Source organism: Halomonas pelophila (genome assembly GCF_040196315.1).
In the GTDB taxonomy this organism is placed as follows: domain Bacteria; phylum Pseudomonadota; class Gammaproteobacteria; order Pseudomonadales; family Halomonadaceae; genus Halomonas; species Halomonas pelophila.
Genome location: NZ_JBEGCI010000015.1, coordinates 21,156 through 39,712, shown reverse-complemented (window position 1 = coordinate 39,712; position 18,557 = coordinate 21,156). Strand labels below are relative to the sequence as shown.

Below are 18,557 nucleotides of genomic sequence, written 5' to 3'. Positions count from 1 at the left end.
ACTGACCCATGCAGCGCCGACACCTTCTGCGCCTCGGCCTCGCCGCCGGCGCCACCCTGGCGCTGGCCGGCTGCGGCTTTCGCCTGCGCGGCTACGACCAGCCGCTGGTGAGCCTCGACGCCCTGGCCCTGGCGGGGCCGGAGACCGACCTTCGCCGCCTGGTTACTCGGCGACTCGAGGGCGCCGGCACCCGGGTGGACGACGACGCTTCGAGAGTGCTCAACCTGGGCAATGAGGCGTTTCGCGAGCGGCGCCTGGGCGGTCTCGACAGCGGGCCTCGCGAGCTTGAGCTGACGCTCGAGGTGCCGTTCTCGGTCCAGCGACGTGCCGATGGCGCCTACCTCCTCGACCAGCAGCGCCTGGAAGTCCGTGAACGCCTGACGGTCAACGACGACGAGCTGCTGGCCCAGGATGCCGAGCGCGAGACCGCCCGCGAGCGGCTGCGCAGTGAGGCGACCCGGCAGCTGATGGACCGCCTGCGCGCCTTGAACGATCAATGAGGGTGCAGGCGTGACGGGGAGCTGTCGTGAAAGGACTAACGTGAAGGTACTCTCTTGAAGGTATTTGCCGACAAGCTCGAGGATGCACTGGCCAAGAAGCTACCCCCGGTGGTGATCGTCGCCGGCGAGGAGCCCCTGCAGCACATGGAGGCCTGCGACGCCGTGCGCCGTGCGGCCCGCCAGGGAGGCGTCGAGGAGCGAGAGGTCCTGCACGTCGAGGCCAACTTCGCCTGGGGGCGCCTGACCGAGGCGGCCGCCAGCCTGTCGCTGTTCGCCACGCGCCGCCTCATCGAGGTACGCCTGGGCAGCAGCAAGCCGGGCCAGGAGGGGGGCAAGGCGCTGCGGGAGTACGCCGAGACCCTGCAGAACGGCGAGGATATCCTGCTGCTCTCCACCGGCAAGCTCGACTATCGCGAGCAGAAGAGCGCCTGGTTCAAGGCGCTGGACAAGGTCGGGCTGTTCGTGCCGGTCTGGCCGGTGGACGCCTCCCGCCTGGGCTACTGGCTGCGCGACCGGGCCGGTCGCCACGGCCTCTCGCTGGATCTCGACGCCGCCCGCTTGCTCGGTGAGCGCACCGAGGGCAACCTGCTGGCCGCCGACCAGGAACTGCAGAAGCTGGCCCTGATGCTGCCCGCGGGGGCACGCGTCGGCCCCCGCGAGGTCGCCGGGGGGGTAGAGGACAGCGCCCGCTATGACGTCTTCACGCTGATGGATGCCTGCCTCAAGGGCGAACGCACCCGCGTCGCCCGCATCATGGCCGGCCTGCGCGGCGAGGGGGTCGAGGCGCCCATCGTGCTGTGGGCCCTGGCCCGGGAGCTGCGCATCCTGCTCTCCCTGCACCAGCACCTGGATCAGGGCCAGAGTCTCGAGCATGCCTGCAAGGCTCAGAAGCCGCCGATCTTCGAGAAGCGGCGCCCGGCCTACCAGCAGGCCATCGCCCGGCTGCCGCTGAAACGGCTGCACAAGCTGCTGCTCTTCGCCCAGCGCCTGGACCTGGCCATCAAGGGCGGAAGCAGCGTCCCCCTCTGGGATGGCCTGCACGACCTGGCACTGACGCTGGCCGGTGGACGAGGCCTACTCGCCGAGCTGCCCTCCTCCTACCGGGTCGGATAGCTGTGTGGGAACGACAGGCCATTTGGGATCAGCCCCTGAGAGTTCTATTCCCGGTGGATGCCCGAAAGCTCGGCGTAGCCTTTGGGGTCTGACCCCCAAGTCGTTGATGGCTCAGTAATATCAGAGGGTTGGCGCAACACGCAGTAGCGGGGTCAGACCCCAAGGGCGCGGCACCGTGCTCGCATGAGGAACAAACACTTTCGAACATGTCGATATCGTCACCTCATTCGTGGGGAGACCCCACAGGGGCGCGACAAGGGCATGAAATTTCACATCATTTCATCCTATACTGGTCAGGCATCGCATCGTTTCGGCGGACTGCAGGGAAGCAGGTACGTCGGAGCCTGGAGCCGGAAGCCCAACCCAAGAAGAAGGAACACCGACATGATGAAGAAGATCTGCCGTTACTTGAGCCCGCTGCTGATCGCCGCCCTGGTGCTGGGCAGCCTGCCGGTGGCCGCGGCCCCGGTGAGCCCGGGCAGCGACCTGATCACCACCCAGGACGTGCTGACGGCCGAGCGGTCGCAGGGCGATCGCGAACGCATCCACGCCGTCCTCGCCCGCGACGACGTCCAGGAGCAGCTGGTCGCCCAGGGCGTCGATCCGGCCGAAGTGGAGGCTCGCGTGGCCGCCCTCTCCGACGCGGAAGCCGCCCAGATGGCGGATCAACTCGAGCAGCTCCCCGCCGGGGCCAGCGTGGTCGGCGCCCTGTTCGCCGTCTTCGTGATCCTGCTGGTCACCGACATCCTCGGCCTGACCAACGTCTTCCCGTTCACGCGTTGAGTGAGAGCCCCGCATGATGGCATGCCTTGACAGGCATCGTGTCAGTGCCGCCCTCCAGAACGCCCGCCTCGCGGGCGTTCTCGCGTTGGTACTGACGATGCTCGTAATGGCCGGTTGCGCCAGTACGCCACGGCTGGCCGAGTCCACCCAGCGCGATCTGCCGCGGCAGACCCTGCTCGAGGACGTCCCCTTCCACGGGCAGCGCGACTACCAGTGCGGCCCCGCGTCGCTGGCCATGGTGCTCAACGCCTCCGGCGTGCCGGTGGCGGTCGACACCCTGATCCCGCAGGTCTTCCTGCCCGGGCGGGAGGGCAGCGTCCAGCCCGAGATGCTGGGCACTGTGCGCCGCCAGGGCCGCATCCCCTTCCGGATCGACGGCACGCTCGACGCCCTGCTGACCGAGATCGATGCCGGTCATCCGGTGGTGGTAATGCAGAACCTCTCGCTGCCTGCCTGGCCGCTCTGGCACTATGCCGTGGCCATCGGCTTCGACCGTGGCGAGAAGACGCTGACGCTGCACAGCGGCATGGAACCCGAGCGCCTCGAGTCCTTCAAGCGCTTCGATGCCACCTGGGCCCGCAGCGACCGCTGGGCCTTCGTCGCCCTGCCGCCGGGCGAGCTGCCGGCCACCGGCGACGGTCAGGACGCCCTGGACGCAATCGCCGACTTCGAGCGCGCACAGGGCGCACAGGCTTCCCTGCCCGCCTGGGAGGCTCTAGTGGAGCGCCATCCGGGCCTTGCCATGGGCCATTTCGCGCTGGGTAACGCCCGCCATGCCACCGGCGACGATGCTGGCGCCCTGGCCGCCTTCGCGGACGCCGTGCAGGCGGCCCCCGACCTCGCCGCTGCCTGGCTCAATCGAGGGCTGCTGCATCGTGAGCGAGGGGAAACCGACGAGGCGCGAGAAGCATTCGAGCGGGCCGCCGCCTTGCCTGGCCCCTGGCAGAACCAGGCCCAGGAGGCCCTCGCGGATCTGACGACGCGGATCTGACGACGCGGACCTGATGACGCAGACCTGACGACTGGGGTTAGCCATGACCTACGACATCGCGCTCAAGCGCATCTATCAACCGGTCGACGCCGAGGACGGCGCCCGGGTGCTGGTCGACCGCCTCTGGCCTCGCGGCAAGCGCCGCGAGGGACTCGCCCTCACCGACTGGTACCGGGATGCCTCTCCTTCGCCGACCCTGCGCCGGCAGTTCCATCGGCAGGAGATCAGCGCGGAGGTCTTCGCCGCTCGCTATCGGGGGGAGTTGCGTGACGCCCCGGAGTGCCTGGTTCCGCTGATGCGCCATGTCCGCCAGGGACGCCTGACCCTGCTCTCGGCGGCGCGGGACTTGGAGGGATCACACCTGCCACTGCTGCGCCAGGCGCTCCTCCAGGCCCTGCATGACGAAGACGTCACAGACCGCGAGCCGGCCTCCTCGCCCTGCTATCTGGGGAGTCTCAAGGACACATGATGTCGCGGTTGTGCCCCCTCAACAGACTTCCATCAATGAGGAACGCGGCGTGACACGATCACAATCGACACAGTAATGATAGCGCTCCAGCTTGAGCAGGCGTTGCCACCAACGCCGCTTAAGCTTGTACACGCCGAACCCGTGACAGTGTGGACACTGCAAAAGCATGGGATCTCCTCGGGGTCGAGCACATCGAGACCCAACCACACAGGTCTTCCATGTCGCCCGCCCATTGATCACACCCGGATGAAGTATTGCCGCTACCCTTGTAGGGGCACAATCGGCGTCTTGGCTCATTTTCATCATCCGGCGCCAACCAGGATTCGTGATGCGTTAGCCCGATTTGCGTGACAATGGCGTGTGCCGGTAGAAAGTCCACAGAACAACCAACCAGCCACAGAAAACTGCCGTGCCAACCGGGTAGGCCAGAAAGCTGTAGGTCATACCGAAATCGAGAAAGGTCACGGGCAGTAGCAACCCCGCCACGGCCAGCGCGCGGTGCGAGCTATCGGGATGATTCAAACCGCTACGAAACAGCCACAGCGGCAGCAGGTAGAGGCCCAATAGCGCGACCAGGCCCGGCACGCCACGCTTGGCCCAGGCGTCGAGCAGGTCATTGTGGGCATGAGCATGTGCCAACACTGCTCGGTCGATCTCACCAGCCTTCACCCGCGAACGCACGCCCTCCTCGTAACCCGCCTCACCGTGTCCCAGCAACGGCCGCTCGACGATCAGGCCCAGCGCCCCCTGCCACATCTCCAGGCGCGTCGTCACCGAACTCGTCTTGGCCTCTTCACCGGTTAGATAATGCTCTACCTCGGCCACCGCCAGACTCACGCGATGCTGTACCCCGGTCTGGGGTAACACATAGAGTGCGGCCAGCAGCACCCCCGCACCCAGCCACCAGGCGGCGGCCTTCCCCCGAGGAAGCCAACGACCGAAGCCACGCTGAAACACCAGCAGGATCAGGGGCAGCGCGACCCAGCCCCCTCGCGTGCCGGAGAGCACCGAAGCCGCCACTCCGCCCAGGGCACCCAGCGCCAGCAGCGCCAACCAGCCAGACCGCCGGGGCCCGTTCAGCGCCCAGCCGATACCCGCCAGGCAGAGCACACCGCTAAGCAGACTGAGGTTTCCGTAGAGGATGGCATGCAGCGGCTCGTGGCCACTGGCCCGCCGCACGCCATTCAACGCCTGCCATAATGCCCAGACCCCGGTCGTCATCCCCCCCAGCGCAAGACCGGTCCACAGCCAGGTCAACGACGGCAGCCAGGCGTGAAGGGCCGGCAACGCCAGCAAGGCCAGCAGCACCGGCACGACCAACGGCCACAAGCCGAGCAACTCGCCATGATAGGCCGCCATGGCCAGCTGAGAGGCGCCGAACAGCAGCAGTATCAGCGCCAGACCCCAGCCCAGGCGACACAGGGGGCGCACCCTCAACCAGCCGGGTATCAACCGGCCCATCAGGGCCAGCAGTCCGAGCAGCCCCAGCCAAAGTGGGCCCCACCAATAGCCGCCAGGCAGCAGCACCGGCAAGGCCATGGTCGCCACGATGCCGGCGGCCGCCAGCCCCTGCATAAAGGTCATTGTGGACTCCATGAGGACCGGGAAATGCCATCGCGCTCATGTCTTCCGAAGTGAATCCCCGCGTCCCACGACATAATTCATCAGGCCGCCCTGCTTGATGCTCTGGGGATCGAAGAGGTTACGGCCGTCGACGACCACCAGCATCGCCAGCTGCTGCTTCGGTCAGGCGAAATCCACCGCGCGGAAGTCCTTCCACTCGGTGCAGATCACCAGCGCATCGGCGCCCTTCACCGCCTGGATGCGATCCCACGACAGCATCAGATCATCGCGCTCTCCGCAGAGCCCGCGACACTCCCGCATCGCCTCGGGGTCTTAGGCCTGCACCCTGGCGCTGCCCTTCCACAGCGCTTCCATCAGGGTGTGGCTGGTGCGTCGCGCATGTCATCGGTGTTGGGCTTGAAGGCCAGGCCCCATAGGGCGATAGTCTTGCCGGCAAACTCCCCCCGAAGGCCTGGGCCAGCTTGGTAAACAGAGTCCGCTTCTGGCGCCGGTTCACGCTCTCCACCGCGGTCAGCAGCTCGGCCTGGTAGTCCACGTCGCCGGCGGTGCCCACTGGCAAGGTGGACTTGCCGAAGATCACCTTGTACTCCGCCATGTGTTCCCCGATTGTCTTGACCACGACCAGCACGTACTGGAGATCGGCGCTGCCATCCTCGTCGGGCGGTGTGCCCACGGCGATAAACTGCAGTCTGCCGAAGGCCACCGCCTCCGCCGTGTCAGTGGTGAAGCGCATCCGTCAGGCACTCACGTTTTCCTGGACCATACGCTCAAGGCCCGGTTCAAACTATGCGGATCTCTACATCCTTCAGCCGTTGGCTCTTTGCCTCGTCCACGTCCATGCACAGCACGTCGTGGCCCACACCGGCCAGGCAGGTCCCCGTCAACAACCCGACATAGCCCGTGCCAAAGATCGTGATCTTCATTATTCACCTCTCTGTTCAACTATTCTGACGTCACACGACGGCACAACCAGCGCTTGCGTATCAGTCCGTCATTTTCTCATAGCCGCAGGTCTGCCTCGGCCTTGGGCAGCACGTACTTGAGGTCGTAGAGCACATGCTCGGGCTTGCCCCAGGCCCGGATGCTCTCTGTGCTCAGCGCGCGGAACTCGCGATGAGCGAGAGCGAGGATGATAGCGTCATAGACGCCGCTCTCAGGCTGCTCCACGGGGCGGATGCCGTACTCGGCCTGGGCCTCGGTCTTGTTCACTTGGGGGTCAAAGACGTCCACCACCATGTTGTAGTCAGAAAGCTCACTGAGGATATCCACCACTCGAGTGTTGCGCAGGTCGGGGCAGTTCTCCTTGAAGGTAAGGCCCATCACCAGCACCCGGGCCCCCTCCACTTGGATGCGCCGTTTGATCATCTTCTTGATCAGCTGGCCGGCCACGTAGGCGCCCATGCCGTCGTTCAGACGCCGTCCGGCGAGAATCATCTCCGGGTGGTAGCCCACCTGCTGGGCTCGGTGGGTCAGGTAGTAGGGGTCCACGCCGATGCAGTGGCCGCCAACCAGCCCGGGGCGGAATGGCAGGAAGTTCCACTTGGTGCCGGCGGCCTCCAGCACCTCTTCGGTATCGATCCCCAGGCGATTGAAGATTACCGCCAGCTCGTTGATCAACGCGATGTTCACGTCGCGCTGGGTGTTCTCGATCACCTTGGCGGCTTCTGCCACGGCAATGGAGCTCGCCTTGTGGGTGCCGGCGGTGATCACCTTGCCGTACAGCGCATCGACGAAGTCGGCGATTTCCGGGGTGGAGCCGGAGGTGACCTTCCTGATGGCGGTCACCCGGTGTTCCTTGTCGCCCGGGTTTATGCGCTCCGGGCTGTAGCCGGCGAAGAAGTCACGGTTGTAGGTAAGGTTTGACACACGAGCCACCACTGGAACACACGCCTCCTCGGTGGCGCCAGGGTAGACGGTGGACTCATAGATCACCACGTCGTCCTGGCCGATTACCTGACCCAGCGTCTCGCTGGCGCGGATCAAGGGAGTAAGATCAGGGCATCGACTGGCATCGATGGGCGTAGGCACAGTCACGATATACACATTGCATGCGCGCAGGGGCTCAAGCTCGCAGGCAAAGCTGAGCTGGGTCGCTTCGGCCAGCAGTTCCGGCTCCACCTCCAGAGTATGGTCAATTCCATCACGCAACTCGCCAATACGCGTGGCGTTGATATCGAAGCCCACGGTGGGCAGCACCTTGCCGAACTCTACCGCCAGCGGTAACCCCACATACCCTAGGCCAATCACGCCCAGGTGAACATTGTGTATGCTCGGCATCTGTTGGTTCCTTGATTGATCGCCATTGCCCATTACAACGGCCCTACGGTTACATTGTGTAACCTTAGGTGGCTGCCCATACCACGAGAAGATGAAATTGCTCACCTCGGCCGATATGAGCTCTCTAAGGAGAGGAAATTTGGTAGAGCTCTGGTGTCTGAAATGCAAGATTCGGCGACACGGAAGATCATCGCGAAAAAGGCTGAATCATCGTCCCAGAAAGCATCTTGGCTATCGGACAACGGCGCAGGAGTTCCTGGGGGGAATACTCAGGAGCCTTGGACACCGCAGGTCAGCGCTTATTGCTTGAATACAGTGTCCAAGAACGACAATGAGCCCTAAGCCTAGCTTGAGGATGTGCCGGAACCGCTGCAGACACAGAAGATCAGCAGGTCCACGAGCACCTGCTCGACAATTGACAGCTTGACGCCTGATCCCCGAGCAGTGATGCCCTAACACTTACACCTAATACATACCAAGAGCCAGATATCTACTACTTCATGGGTGAGGCGGCTAGAGAAAAAAATAAAAATAAATAATAAAAGTTACAAATAAAAAACAAAATTCTCATACCAACTCCCATGCCTTAAGTCTAAAAATCTAACAATGCATCCTTGAAAAGACACCAGAGCTTTAAACTTGTGACATTCATGCAAAAGGTTACAATAGATTACAGGATATCAAAATCTAGCGAAGCTTATAGCATGGCAAAATATATTGCGCATAATCTCAAAAATAGAAATTTAAATATTTTAATCAACAAACGAATAAAAAATAATATGCCTTTATTATTTATGCCTCTGCACAAGGGAACAAAAAATGAGCTGGATACTGCAACGCGCCTTACGCCTTTCTCGGAGACAGAAATGCTTCATCCAACTTATCCTTGATGCCCCCTTACTATCCGCAAGCTTATTACTGGCCATTATTCTAAAACAGGAAAGCATGGCACCGTTGCTCGACCCCCATATCACAATGACATTGTTAATTACTTTGCCGATCACGCTAGCCATATTCTTCTGGCTAGGCTTATACCGCATATTGATACGTTACGTTGGGGTAAAGATGCTCCATACTCTTGCTGCGGGAGTCATGGCATCATCACTGGTCATTTGGACGACATCAGCTCTTCTGGGCAGTTCATTGCATGCCTCAACACTCGCGATCTATTCAATTCTCGCCATGTGCTCAGTGGGAGGTATTCGTTTTTTTTCACGCAGCCTCTTTCATCGTAACAGTATGCGACACAAGGCTAGGGTAATCATATACGGAGCAGGCACGGCCGGTTCGCAGTTGGTCAGTTCTCTCAGGAAAGGATCAGAATTCATACCGATAGCCTTTGTTGACGACTGGAAAGGTATGCATGGAACAATTGTAGAAGGGATCAAAGTATATTCGCCAGATTTCCTAAATCACCTGATCAGCACGATGAAGGTTGAACGGATACTTCTAGCCATGCCAAGCATATCCCGATCTCGGCGTCAGGAAATCATCGCATCACTGGAAAACATGAACGTTACCATACAAACCATTCCGGGGATGGAGGAGATAGTAAACGGAGATGCAAAACCAGGTCAGATAAGAGACGTCGCAGTGGAAGACTTGCTTGGACGAGATCCCGTTCCACCTCGCCTTGATCTTTTAGATGCTAATATCAGAGACAAAGTGGTGATGGTCACGGGTGCGGGAGGATCAATCGGATCTGAACTAAGCCGCCAAATAATGCGATTAGGACCAAAAAAACTGCTTTTGTTAGATACGTGTGAATATGCACTTTATACGATTGAAAAAGAACTCGAAGAAATACAAATTCATGAAAAAAGACCCACTATATCAATAGCCTTGATAGGTTCAGTTCAAGAAGAGAAACGCATTAATAGCATCATGAAGGCATACCGCGTCCAGACACTTTATCATGCTGCGGCCTACAAGCATGTTCCCATGGTCGAATACAACTTAATTGAAGGCATAAAGAATAATGTCTTCGGTACGTTGAGCACGGCAAGGGCAGCAATTGCCGCTGAAGTCGAAAACTTCATACTTGTTTCCACCGACAAAGCCGTGCGCCCTACCAATATGATGGGGGCAACAAAACGCCTGGCAGAACTGATCTGCCAGGCATTCGCAAACTCTCAAGATAAGACTCGATTCTGCATGGTACGATTCGGTAATGTGTTAGGTTCTTCGGGCTCCGTCATTCCTCTTTTTCGTCGGCAAATAGCTCAGGGGGGTCCATTGACCGTAACCCATGAATCCATTACTCGCTACTTCATGACAATCCCAGAAGCCGCTTCCCTTGTATTGCAGGCAGGAGCCATGGGAAAAGGAGGGGATGTCTTCGTGCTGGATATGGGCGAACCGGTGAAAATTTCGGCACTGGCTAGCCGAATGATCCGGCTTTCAGGATTAGAAATCAAAAGCAAAGAAAACCCTTATGGTGATATCGAAATAATATATTCCGGGTTGCGCCCCGGAGAAAAACTATTTGAAGAATTGTTGATCGGAAAAAATGCAACAGGCACAGATCACCCTAGAATTCATAGTGCACGAGAACCCTATTGGAAGTGGCCGAAGCTAAAAATATTCATGGACAACCTTCAGGAAGCAATAAATTCGCAAGACATCAAGACACTTCACAACCTAATCTTACAGTCACCTGCAGGCTTTTGTCCTCAAACACCTATCGTAGACAAACTGTGGTGTATTGGTAGAGAGGTTTCTGAAATGCCTGCGACACATTCTGCTGACTTCGCGGAAAAAAACAATTCAGATGCTCCATTACAGCATATGAAGACGAATATCTTGATGAAAAATTACAACAACTGCCCCTTGGATTCATAAAATGAACAGTACTTTAGGCCACCCGGTACAAGCAAGAGCGCCAGCGCCAGTACCTACCGGATCTTACCAGCATTGGCGGACACCGGTCTAAGCGATCATTCGGGCCTCGAAGACCTCTGGGCTATGTGGCCCCACGAGAACACCCGGCATGAGCGGCGTGGGATGTGCAGAAACCAGGGGGCGTTACATCATGGACATATTAAATAATATGCTATTTTTATGAAAATGTTTGATGATTCTTCTGTTTTGGTTACCGGTGGCAGCGGCTCCTTCGGCAATACCTTCATTCCCATGCTGCTGGAGCGCTGCAACCCCAAGCGCGTGATCATCTTCTCGCGCGACGAGTTGAAGCAGTGGGAGATGGCCAAGAAGTTCGATGGGGACTCTCGTGTGCGCTTCTTTATCGGTGACGTGCGCGACCGCGACCGCATCTACCGCGCCCTGGACAGGGTGGACTACGTGGTGCATGCGGCGGCCAACAAGATCGTGCCCACTGCCGAATACAATCCCTTTGAGTGCGTCAAGACCAATGTGATGGGCGCCATAAACCTGATCGATGCCTGCATCGACAAGGGTGTAAAGAGGGTGGTGGCGCTTTCCACCGACAAGGCCAGTAGCCCGATCAACCTGTACGGCGCCACCAAGCTCACCTCTGACAAGCTGTTCGTGGCCGGCAACTCCTATGCAGGCGATAATAAAACACGCTTCGCCGTGGTGCGTTACGGTAACGTCATGGGCTCGCGTGGCTCGGTGATCCCGTTCTTCACGTCGATCCGCGACAAGGGCGTGCTGCCGATCACCGATGCGCGCATGACCCGCTTCATGATCTCTTTGGAACAGGGCGTGGAACTGGTGTGGCACGCCTTCGAGGACATGGAGGGCGGCGAGATCTACGTCAAGAAGATCCCCTCCATGAAAATCAGCGACCTGGCGCGCGTGGTGGCCCCGGAAGTGAAGCAGGAAGAGGTCGGCATCCGCCCCGGCGAGAAACTGCATGAGCAGATGATCGGCCCCGACGATGCCTACTACACCTATGAGTATCCCGAGCACTACAAGATCCTGCCGGCCATCAACAAATGGGACCAGGACGTCAATCGCATCAAGGATGGCAAGAAGGTGCCGGAAGGCTTCGTCTACGCCAGCGACAACAATGCCGAGTGGATGAGTGACGACATGCTAAAGACGTGGATAGACGCCAACAGGGAAAAGATCGGAGCCATCTGATGATCCCCTACGGACGCCAGGATATTCAGCAGGCCGATATCGACGCCGTGCTCGAGGTGCTGCAGTCGGACTTCCTGACCCAGGGCCCCAGGGTGCCGTGTTTCGAGCAGGCGGTGGCCGACAAGTTTGGCGCCCGCCATGCGCTGGCGGTCAACAGCGCCACCTCGGCGCTGCATGTGGCCAGCCTTGCACTTGGCCTGGGGAAAGGCGACTGGCTGTGGACCTCGCCGGTCACCTTCGTCGCCTCGGCCAACTGCGGCCTGTATTGCGGTGCCCAGGTCGACTTCGTGGATATCGACCCGCGCACCTACAACCTCTGCCCCAAGGCGATGGAAGCCAAGCTCGAACAGGCCGAGCAGGAAGGACGCCTGCCCAAGGTGGTGGTGGCGGTGCACCTGTGTGGCCAGTCCTGCGACATGCAGGCGATCCATGCCCTGAGCCAGCGCTATGGCTTCCGGATCATTGAGGACGCCTCCCACGCCATCGGTGGCCGGTACCAGAATGACCACATCGGCAGCGGCCTCTACAGCGATATCACCGTGTTCAGCTTCCATCCGGTGAAGATCATCACCACCGCTGAAGGTGGCATGGCGCTGACCAACGACGACGCGCTGGCAAGTCGCATGAACCTGTTGCGCAGCCACGGCGTGACCCGCGATCCGGCGCTGATGACCCACGAGGGCGACGGCCCCTGGTACTACCAGCAGATCGATCTGGGCTACAACTACCGCATGACCGAGCTGCAGGCGGCGCTGGGCCTCAGCCAGCTCGAGCGGCTGGACGACTATGTGGCCCGGCGCAATGCCCTGGCCTCCCGCTACGATGACCTTCTGCAAGGCCTGCCGGTGACCACGCCCTGGCAGCACCCGGAGAGTGTTTCCGGGCGCCACCTCTACGTCATCCGCCTCAAGCGCCACCAGATCGCTTCCACGCATCGTCAGGTGTTCGAACGCCTGCGCGAGCAGGGGATCGGCGTGAACCTTCACTACATCCCGGTGCATACCCAGCCCTACTATCAGGCCATGGGTTTCCAGGCGAAGGATTTCCCCGAGGCGCAGCGCTACTATGCCGAGGCGATCAGCCTGCCGATGTTCCCCACCCTGAGCGATGCCGAGCAGGATGCGGTGGTGGCGGCGCTGAAACAGGCTCTGTCCGGCTCATGAACATTGCCATTATTCCCGCCCGGGGCGGCAGCAAGCGGATCCCGCGCAAGAACATCAAGATGTTCTGTGGCAAGCCGATGATCGCCTGGTCGATCGAGGCCGCGCTGGCCAGCGGCTGCTTCGCGCGAGTGATCGTCTCCACCGATGATGACGAGATCACCGCGGTGGCGCGCGAGTGGGGCGCCGAGGTGCCCTTCATGCGTCCCGCCGCGCTGGCCGACGACCATGCCGGCACCCTTCCGGTGATCGCCCACGCCGTCGAGTGGCTGAGGGAGCAGGGCGAGCCACCCGAGGTGGTTTGCTGCCTCTATGCAACCGCGCCCTTCGTGCAAACCGACGACCTGTGGGCCGGCGAGCAGGCCCTGCAGGCAGGCGATGATGTCGACTACGCCTTCTCGGTGACCAGTTACGCCTTCCCGATCCAGCGAGCGCTGCGGCTCACCGCCGAGGGGCGCGTCTCGATGTTCCAGCCCGAGCACTTTCACACCCGCTCCCAGGACCTCGAGGAGACCTGGCATGACGCCGGCCAGTTCTACTGGGGGCTTGCCGCGGCCTGGTGCGCCGGCACCCCCATCTTCGGCGAGCATGCCGTTCCGGTCTGCCTGCCGCGCCATCGGGTGCAGGACATCGACACGCCGGAGGACTGGCAGCGCGCCGAATGGCTGTTCCAGGCCCTGCAGGCCGAGGGCCAGGCGGGTGGTTGAGGCAGTAGCGAATACCCGGGGGCATAGCAGTCGCCCGCCGCGGGTCGTGTTTCGTGCCGATGCCTCGCTGCAGATCGGCAGCGGCCATGTGATGCGCTGCCTGACCCTTGCCGAAGCCCTGCGCAAGCGTGGAGCCGAGTGTCACTTCCTCTGCCGGGAACATCCGGGGCATGCCCTCGCCCTGCTGCAGGCCCGCGGCTTCGCTGTCCATCGGCTGCCGACCGGCCAGCCAGGCGCCCCCGCCGCCGCAGGCCAACCGTCGCGCACTCCCCAACCGGCCCACGCCGACTGGCTGGGTACCACCTGGGAAGCGGATGCGGCCCAGTGCATCAAGGTCGTGCAACGCCTGGCCCCCGACTGGCTGGTGGTCGACCACTATGCACTCGACGCCCGCTGGGAAGTTCGCGTGACACCGGCGGACTGCCGGCTGCTGGTGATCGATGACCTCGCTGATCGTGAGCACCACGCCGACCTGCTGCTCGACCAGAACCTGGGCCGCCGGGTCGAGGACTATGCCGGCCTGGTGCCTGCGCATTGCCGTTGTCTGATCGGCCCGCGCCATGCGCTATTGCGCCCCGAGTTCGCCCGCCTGCGCGAGACCAGCCTGGCGCGCCGCCGTACCCCGCGGCTTCGCGAATTGTTGATCACTCTGGGCGGGGTGGACAAGGACAATGCCACCACTGACGTGCTTAGCGCCCTCAGCGATTGCCCGCTCCCGGACGACTGTCGTATCACCTTGGTCATGGGCGCCTCGGCGCCATGGCGGGACGCAGTCCAGGCCAAGGCAGCGACCCTGCCTTGGCCCACCGAGGTGGTGGTCAATGTGACCAACATGGCCGAGCACATGGCGAGTGCCAATCTGGCAATCGGTGCCGCCGGCAGTACCTCCTGGGAGCGCTGCTGCCTGGGATTGCCGACGCTGATGGTGGTACTGGCGGAGAATCAGCAGCCGATCGCCGAGGCCCTGGATGCCGCCGGCGTGGCCGTTAACCTCGGCACGCCCGCGCAACTGAGTACGCTACCAGCGCGCTGGCCAACCCTGACTCGGCCGCCGGCGCTGGCCCGGATGAGTGAGGCGGCCGCGTCGCTCACCGCTGGCGACGGCACGGCCACCATGTGCCATGCCATGTGGGAGATCGCTCAGGAAGGTCTCAGCGAATGACAGATGACAGCGTCCACCTTCGCCCGCTGAGGGAACAGGATCTCGAACGCATCCGCACCTGGCGAAACCATCCCGAGGTCCGCCGTTTCATGTATACCCAACATGCGATCAGTGCCGACGAACACCGTGGCTGGTTCCAGCAGGCACGGGATGACGTCGACAGGCATCTGCTGGTCGTCGAGCGGCAGTGCGCTGGCGCTGCTGGTGAGCCATTCGGCTTCGTCAACCTGCACGTGGTAGACCCCTGCGCCAGGCGCGCCGTCTGGGGCTTCTACCTCGCCCCTGAAGCGCCCCGCGGCAGTGGCCGAGCACTTGGGGAGGCAACGCTGGCGCACACCTTCGCCAACCTCGACCTGCACAAGCTGTGCGGCGAGGCCCTGGCGAGCAATGACCGCTCGATCCGTTTTCATCAACGCCTGGGCTTCATGCGGGAAGCATGTCTGCGCGACCACCACTTCGACGGCCACACCTATCATGATGTCATCGGCTTTGGCCTGATCGCCGCCGACTGGCAGACGCGTCAAGGAGCCTCCATACCATGACTCATCCAGCTATCGAGATTGCCGGTCGCCGCATTGCCGCGGATCAGCCGCCTTATATCATCGCCGAGCTTTCCGCCAACCATAATGGCAAGCTCGAAACCGCCATGCGCATCATCGAGGAAGCCAGCAAGGCCAGTGCCGATGCCGTAAAGCTGCAGACCTACAGGCCCGATACCATCACCCTCGACTGCGACAGTGACGACTTCACGATCAAGGGCGGTCTGTGGGACGGGCGCACCCTCTACGAGCTCTACGAAGAAGCGCACATGCCCTGGGAGTGGCACCAGCCGCTCTTCGAGTACGCCCGCAAGCTCGGCATCACCATCTTCAGCTCCCCCTTCGACGCCACCGCCGTCGACCTGCTCGAAGAGCTGGGCGCCCCGGCCTACAAGATCGCCTCCTTCGAGGCGGTCGACCTGCCGCTGATCGAGTACGTCGCCCGTACCGGCAAGCCGGTGATCATCTCCACCGGCATGGCCGATGCAGAGGAAATCCAGGAGGCCATCAACGCCGCCCATGGCGCCGGCTGTGAGCAGCTGGCCGTCCTGCACTGCGTCAGCGGTTACCCGGCCCCGGCCGAGGACTACAACCTTCGCACCATCCCCGACATGATCGACCGCTTCGGACTGGTCACCGGCCTTTCCGACCACACCATCGACAACACCACAGCCATCACCAGCGTCGCGCTCGGCGCCAGCCTGATCGAGAAGCACTTCACCCTCGATCGTAACGGCGGCGGTCCCGACGACAGTTTCTCCCTGGAACCGTCGGAGCTCGCCGCCCTTTGTCGCGATGCGAAGACCGCCTGGCAGGCGCTGGGCCAGGTCGACTATGGCCGTAAATCCAGCGAGCAGGGCAACGCCCAGTTCCGGCGTTCACTGTATTTCGTGAAGGATCTAAAGGCAGGGGACGTGATTACCGAGGATGCGGTGAGGAGCGTGCGGCCGGGGTATGGCCTACACCCCAAGCGATTATCTGAAATCATTGGAAAAAAGGTTGTCAGAGATGTTGGCCAGTACTCTCCTGTAAGACTCGATTTCCTCTCATGACCTATTGCATTGCTGCACAGGCTATACGACGCTGTGAGCATCCCCGGCATTAGCGGCGTAGGGTGTGAGAAACCAAGGGCTCATTACAGCATGAGGTCTCGGGACCCTACTAGCTCGCCATGGATCGCCTCAATCATCAGGCTAGCGGACAGCGGCAGCAGCCATCACCTCCCGCAACACCCGACAGGTCTTATCTACTTCCGCGTCAGTCAGCGTCGGGTGGCATAGGAACATCAGGCTGGTCTCGCCCAGCTCACGGGCTACGGGGAGCGGTTCTTCAGGCCGCCAACCCGTTCCGTCAAACGCCTTCTCCCGATAAACCTCCGAGCAGGAGCCCGAGAAACACGGCACGCCGCGCGTAGCGATCTCATCGATGATCCGGTCACGGTCCCAATCCTGAGCGAGCTGCCCCGGCTCCACAAACACGTAGCATTTGTAGGCGGCGTGCTCGCAACCACTGCGCTTGGCGCAAAGGCTGTCGCAACTGGTGTTGCAGCAAAACATAGGCACCCGCAGTCCATGGCACTCTTTCGCCGCGTCCCAGATCCGTAGGGCGTTGGCCTGGCGGCCGGCCGACCACGCCGGCATGCGCGCGAGCTGAATACGTCCTATAGCAGCCTGCATCTCTGTCAGCCGCCAGTTGGTGCCGAAGCTCTCATGCAGCCAGCGGAAGCCCGGTGGATGCTCGCGCTCGTAAACGGCCTCCCAGCTCTTGCCGTGATCCTTGTAGGCCCACATCTTGCGCCACAGGATTTCATCGTTAGTGGTAACCATGCCCCCTTCGCCGCCGGTGGTCATGATCTTGTCCTGGCAGAACGACCAGCAGCCCACATTGCCGATGCTTCCCACGCTTCGGCCACGATAGCGGGCGCCGTGGGCCTGGGCGCAGTCCTCGATCACGTAGAGCCCATGGAGATCGGCCAGTGCCATCAGCGCCTCCATCTCGCACGGCCAGCCCGCCAGGTGCACGGCGAGTATCGCCCGGGTATTCGGTGTGATCTTCTCAGCAACCGTGGCGGCGGTGATGTTCTGAGAATCGCGGTCTACATCAGCAAATACCGGCACCGCCCCGGCGATAACAATGGTGGAGATCGAGGCCATAAAGGTACGCGAGGTCACGATCACTTCATCGCGCCCCCTGCCCTCGCCTTTTCCAACCCCCAACCCCTTCAGGGCCAGATCCAGCGCCGTGGTACCATTGGCCACCGCGATGGCGTAATAGGTACCGGTAAATTGTGCGAACTCACGCTCCAATTGCCGGCCCTCCTGGCCAGTCCAGTAGTTCACCTGGTTGGAAAGCAGCACATCTTGTACCGCCTGAGCCTCTTCTTCTGTGAACGAGGGCCAAGGGGAGAAAGGTCCGTTAAGCATCAATCCACCAATGTTGAAAGAGAACTATAGAAGCACGATGCTTTACGAAATAAAAGATACGTGCAGAATGCAAATTTTCAAACATAATCCTGATTAACCCACCACGGTCTTCCATATATATCCCAGGTCGCCGACCAGGCTCCAGCAGCGAATGTATTCCATATTAAACTGCACCTTGTCGGGCCAGATCACCTCGCGGCTGTATAGCTCCGGGTCCGGCTGGCTGGCCAACAGCTCCTCCTCGTTGCGGTAGGCCAGAGTCGCCGGCCCAGTAATGCCTGGCCGCAGGCTCAGCATCGCCCGATCTTCTCCCTCAAGCCGATCGGCGAAACCGGGAACATCCGGGCGCGGCCCCACAAAGCTCATCTGTCCCAGCAAGACATTGATCAGTTGGGGCAGCTCATCGAGCTTGGCGCGACGAAAGAGGCGGCCCAAGGGGGTAATACGAGGATCGTTTCCAGTAGTTACCGTGGTGGTATGCACCGCGGAAGGCCGCATGGTACGAATCTTGATAACCTTGAACAGCCTGCCGTCACGACCCACGCGCTGCTGAAGGAAAAAGCCGTTCTGCCGGGTTTCCAGCGTAGCCAGGACCCACGCCAAGGCTATCAGCCAAAAAGTCAACAGCAGTCCGACCGCCGCACCCAGAACATCGAAGGTGCGCTTGAGCGCCTTTTGCCGGCTAGTCAGCCCCGCAGCGGCAGCCCCACAGTCTGCCAAGGCGCGCTTGCCAAGGTGGGGTAGTTCCAAAGTCACGACGCGAGATACTCCTCTGAATGGGCAA

16 protein-coding genes and 1 pseudogene are annotated in these 18,557 nt (G+C 61.2%); 12 read left to right on the top strand and 5 right to left on the bottom strand.

The window, feature by feature from the left end:
- Positions 1-8: 8 nt before the first annotated feature.
- The 5 genes from ABE957_RS15385 (at position 9) to ABE957_RS15365 (ending at position 3,856) form a co-directional block, all read left to right on the top strand.
- A complete protein-coding gene (locus tag ABE957_RS15385) occupies positions 9-500 on the top strand; it encodes an LPS-assembly lipoprotein LptE (RefSeq protein WP_349759544.1) in 492 nt (163 codons plus the stop codon).
- A gap of 54 nt (positions 501-554) precedes the next feature.
- Positions 555-1,613, top strand: coding sequence for a DNA polymerase III subunit delta (holA, locus tag ABE957_RS15380; RefSeq protein WP_349759543.1), 1,059 nt, complete (start codon positions 555-557; stop codon positions 1,611-1,613).
- A gap of 387 nt (positions 1,614-2,000) precedes the next feature.
- Positions 2,001-2,396 (top strand): PA2779 family protein, encoded by a 396-nt coding sequence (locus tag ABE957_RS15375; protein ID WP_349759573.1) that lies wholly within the window; start codon positions 2,001-2,003, stop codon positions 2,394-2,396.
- A 106-nt stretch (positions 2,397-2,502) separates the two neighbouring features.
- Positions 2,503-3,387, top strand: coding sequence for a PA2778 family cysteine peptidase (locus ABE957_RS15370; RefSeq protein ID WP_349759542.1), 885 nt, complete (start codon positions 2,503-2,505; stop codon positions 3,385-3,387).
- Between the two features lie 43 nt (positions 3,388-3,430).
- Positions 3,431-3,856 carry a DUF488 domain-containing protein gene (locus ABE957_RS15365; RefSeq protein ID WP_349759541.1) on the top strand — a complete coding sequence of 142 codons (426 nt, stop codon included), beginning with the start codon at positions 3,431-3,433 and terminating at the stop codon, positions 3,854-3,856.
- 333 nt (positions 3,857-4,189) lie between these two features.
- Here the strand turns inward: ABE957_RS15365 and ABE957_RS15360 are convergent, their stop codons facing one another.
- From ABE957_RS15360 to tviB, 3 genes and pseudogenes are all read right to left on the bottom strand, one after another.
- Positions 4,190-5,440, bottom strand: coding sequence for an O-antigen ligase family protein (locus ABE957_RS15360; protein ID WP_349759540.1), 1,251 nt, complete (start codon positions 5,438-5,440; stop codon positions 4,190-4,192).
- Positions 5,441-5,476: 36 nt separating this feature from the next.
- A pseudogene (locus ABE957_RS15355) lies at positions 5,477-6,363 on the bottom strand (UDP binding domain-containing protein).
- Between the two features lie 76 nt (positions 6,364-6,439).
- Positions 6,440-7,717 (bottom strand): Vi polysaccharide biosynthesis UDP-N-acetylglucosamine C-6 dehydrogenase TviB, encoded by a 1,278-nt coding sequence (tviB, locus tag ABE957_RS15350; protein WP_349759539.1) that lies wholly within the window; start codon positions 7,715-7,717, stop codon positions 6,440-6,442.
- Positions 7,718-8,536: 819 nt separating this feature from the next.
- On the opposite strand from tviB, the gene ABE957_RS15345 reads away from it, so the two are divergent.
- The 7 genes from ABE957_RS15345 to pseI all read left to right on the top strand — a co-directional run bounded on the left by ABE957_RS15345 (position 8,537) and on the right by pseI (position 16,402).
- Positions 8,537-10,558, top strand: a complete 2,022-nt coding sequence (locus tag ABE957_RS15345; RefSeq protein ID WP_349759538.1) for a polysaccharide biosynthesis protein — start codon at positions 8,537-8,539, stop codon at positions 10,556-10,558.
- A 225-nt stretch (positions 10,559-10,783) separates the two neighbouring features.
- The gene (gene pseB / locus ABE957_RS15340) at positions 10,784-11,782 is read left to right on the top strand and encodes a UDP-N-acetylglucosamine 4,6-dehydratase (inverting) (protein ID WP_349759572.1); all 999 of its coding nucleotides are present in this window, start codon (positions 10,784-10,786) and stop codon (positions 11,780-11,782) included.
- Complete coding sequence (gene pseC, locus ABE957_RS15335; RefSeq protein ID WP_349759537.1) at positions 11,782-12,945, top strand: UDP-4-amino-4,6-dideoxy-N-acetyl-beta-L-altrosamine transaminase; 1,164 nt, start codon at positions 11,782-11,784, stop codon at positions 12,943-12,945. Before pseB ends, pseC begins: the two co-directional genes overlap by 1 nt.
- Positions 12,942-13,649, top strand: a complete 708-nt coding sequence (gene pseF / locus ABE957_RS15330) for a pseudaminic acid cytidylyltransferase (protein WP_349759536.1) — start codon at positions 12,942-12,944, stop codon at positions 13,647-13,649. The genes pseC and pseF overlap by 4 nt, the downstream gene beginning before the upstream one ends.
- Positions 13,650-13,695: 46 nt before the next feature.
- Positions 13,696-14,811 carry a UDP-2,4-diacetamido-2,4,6-trideoxy-beta-L-altropyranose hydrolase gene (gene pseG / locus ABE957_RS15325; protein ID WP_349759535.1) on the top strand — a complete coding sequence of 372 codons (1,116 nt, stop codon included), beginning with the start codon at positions 13,696-13,698 and terminating at the stop codon, positions 14,809-14,811.
- Entirely contained in the window at positions 14,808-15,353 is a 546-nt protein-coding gene (gene pseH / locus ABE957_RS15320; RefSeq protein WP_349759534.1) for a UDP-4-amino-4,6-dideoxy-N-acetyl-beta-L-altrosamine N-acetyltransferase, read from the top strand. Before pseG ends, pseH begins: the two co-directional genes overlap by 4 nt.
- Positions 15,350-16,402 carry a pseudaminic acid synthase gene (pseI, locus tag ABE957_RS15315; RefSeq protein WP_349759533.1) on the top strand — a complete coding sequence of 351 codons (1,053 nt, stop codon included), beginning with the start codon at positions 15,350-15,352 and terminating at the stop codon, positions 16,400-16,402. Before pseH ends, pseI begins: the two co-directional genes overlap by 4 nt.
- Before the next feature lie 141 nt (positions 16,403-16,543).
- On the opposite strand, the gene ABE957_RS15310 is transcribed toward pseI, so the two are convergent.
- Together ABE957_RS15310 and ABE957_RS15305 are read right to left on the bottom strand one after the other, a co-directional pair.
- A complete protein-coding gene (locus ABE957_RS15310; RefSeq protein ID WP_349759532.1) occupies positions 16,544-17,773 on the bottom strand; it encodes a DegT/DnrJ/EryC1/StrS family aminotransferase in 1,230 nt (409 codons plus the stop codon).
- A gap of 93 nt (positions 17,774-17,866) precedes the next feature.
- Positions 17,867-18,529 (bottom strand): sugar transferase, encoded by a 663-nt coding sequence (locus tag ABE957_RS15305; protein WP_349759531.1) that lies wholly within the window; start codon positions 18,527-18,529, stop codon positions 17,867-17,869.
- Positions 18,530-18,557 lie beyond the last annotated feature (28 nt).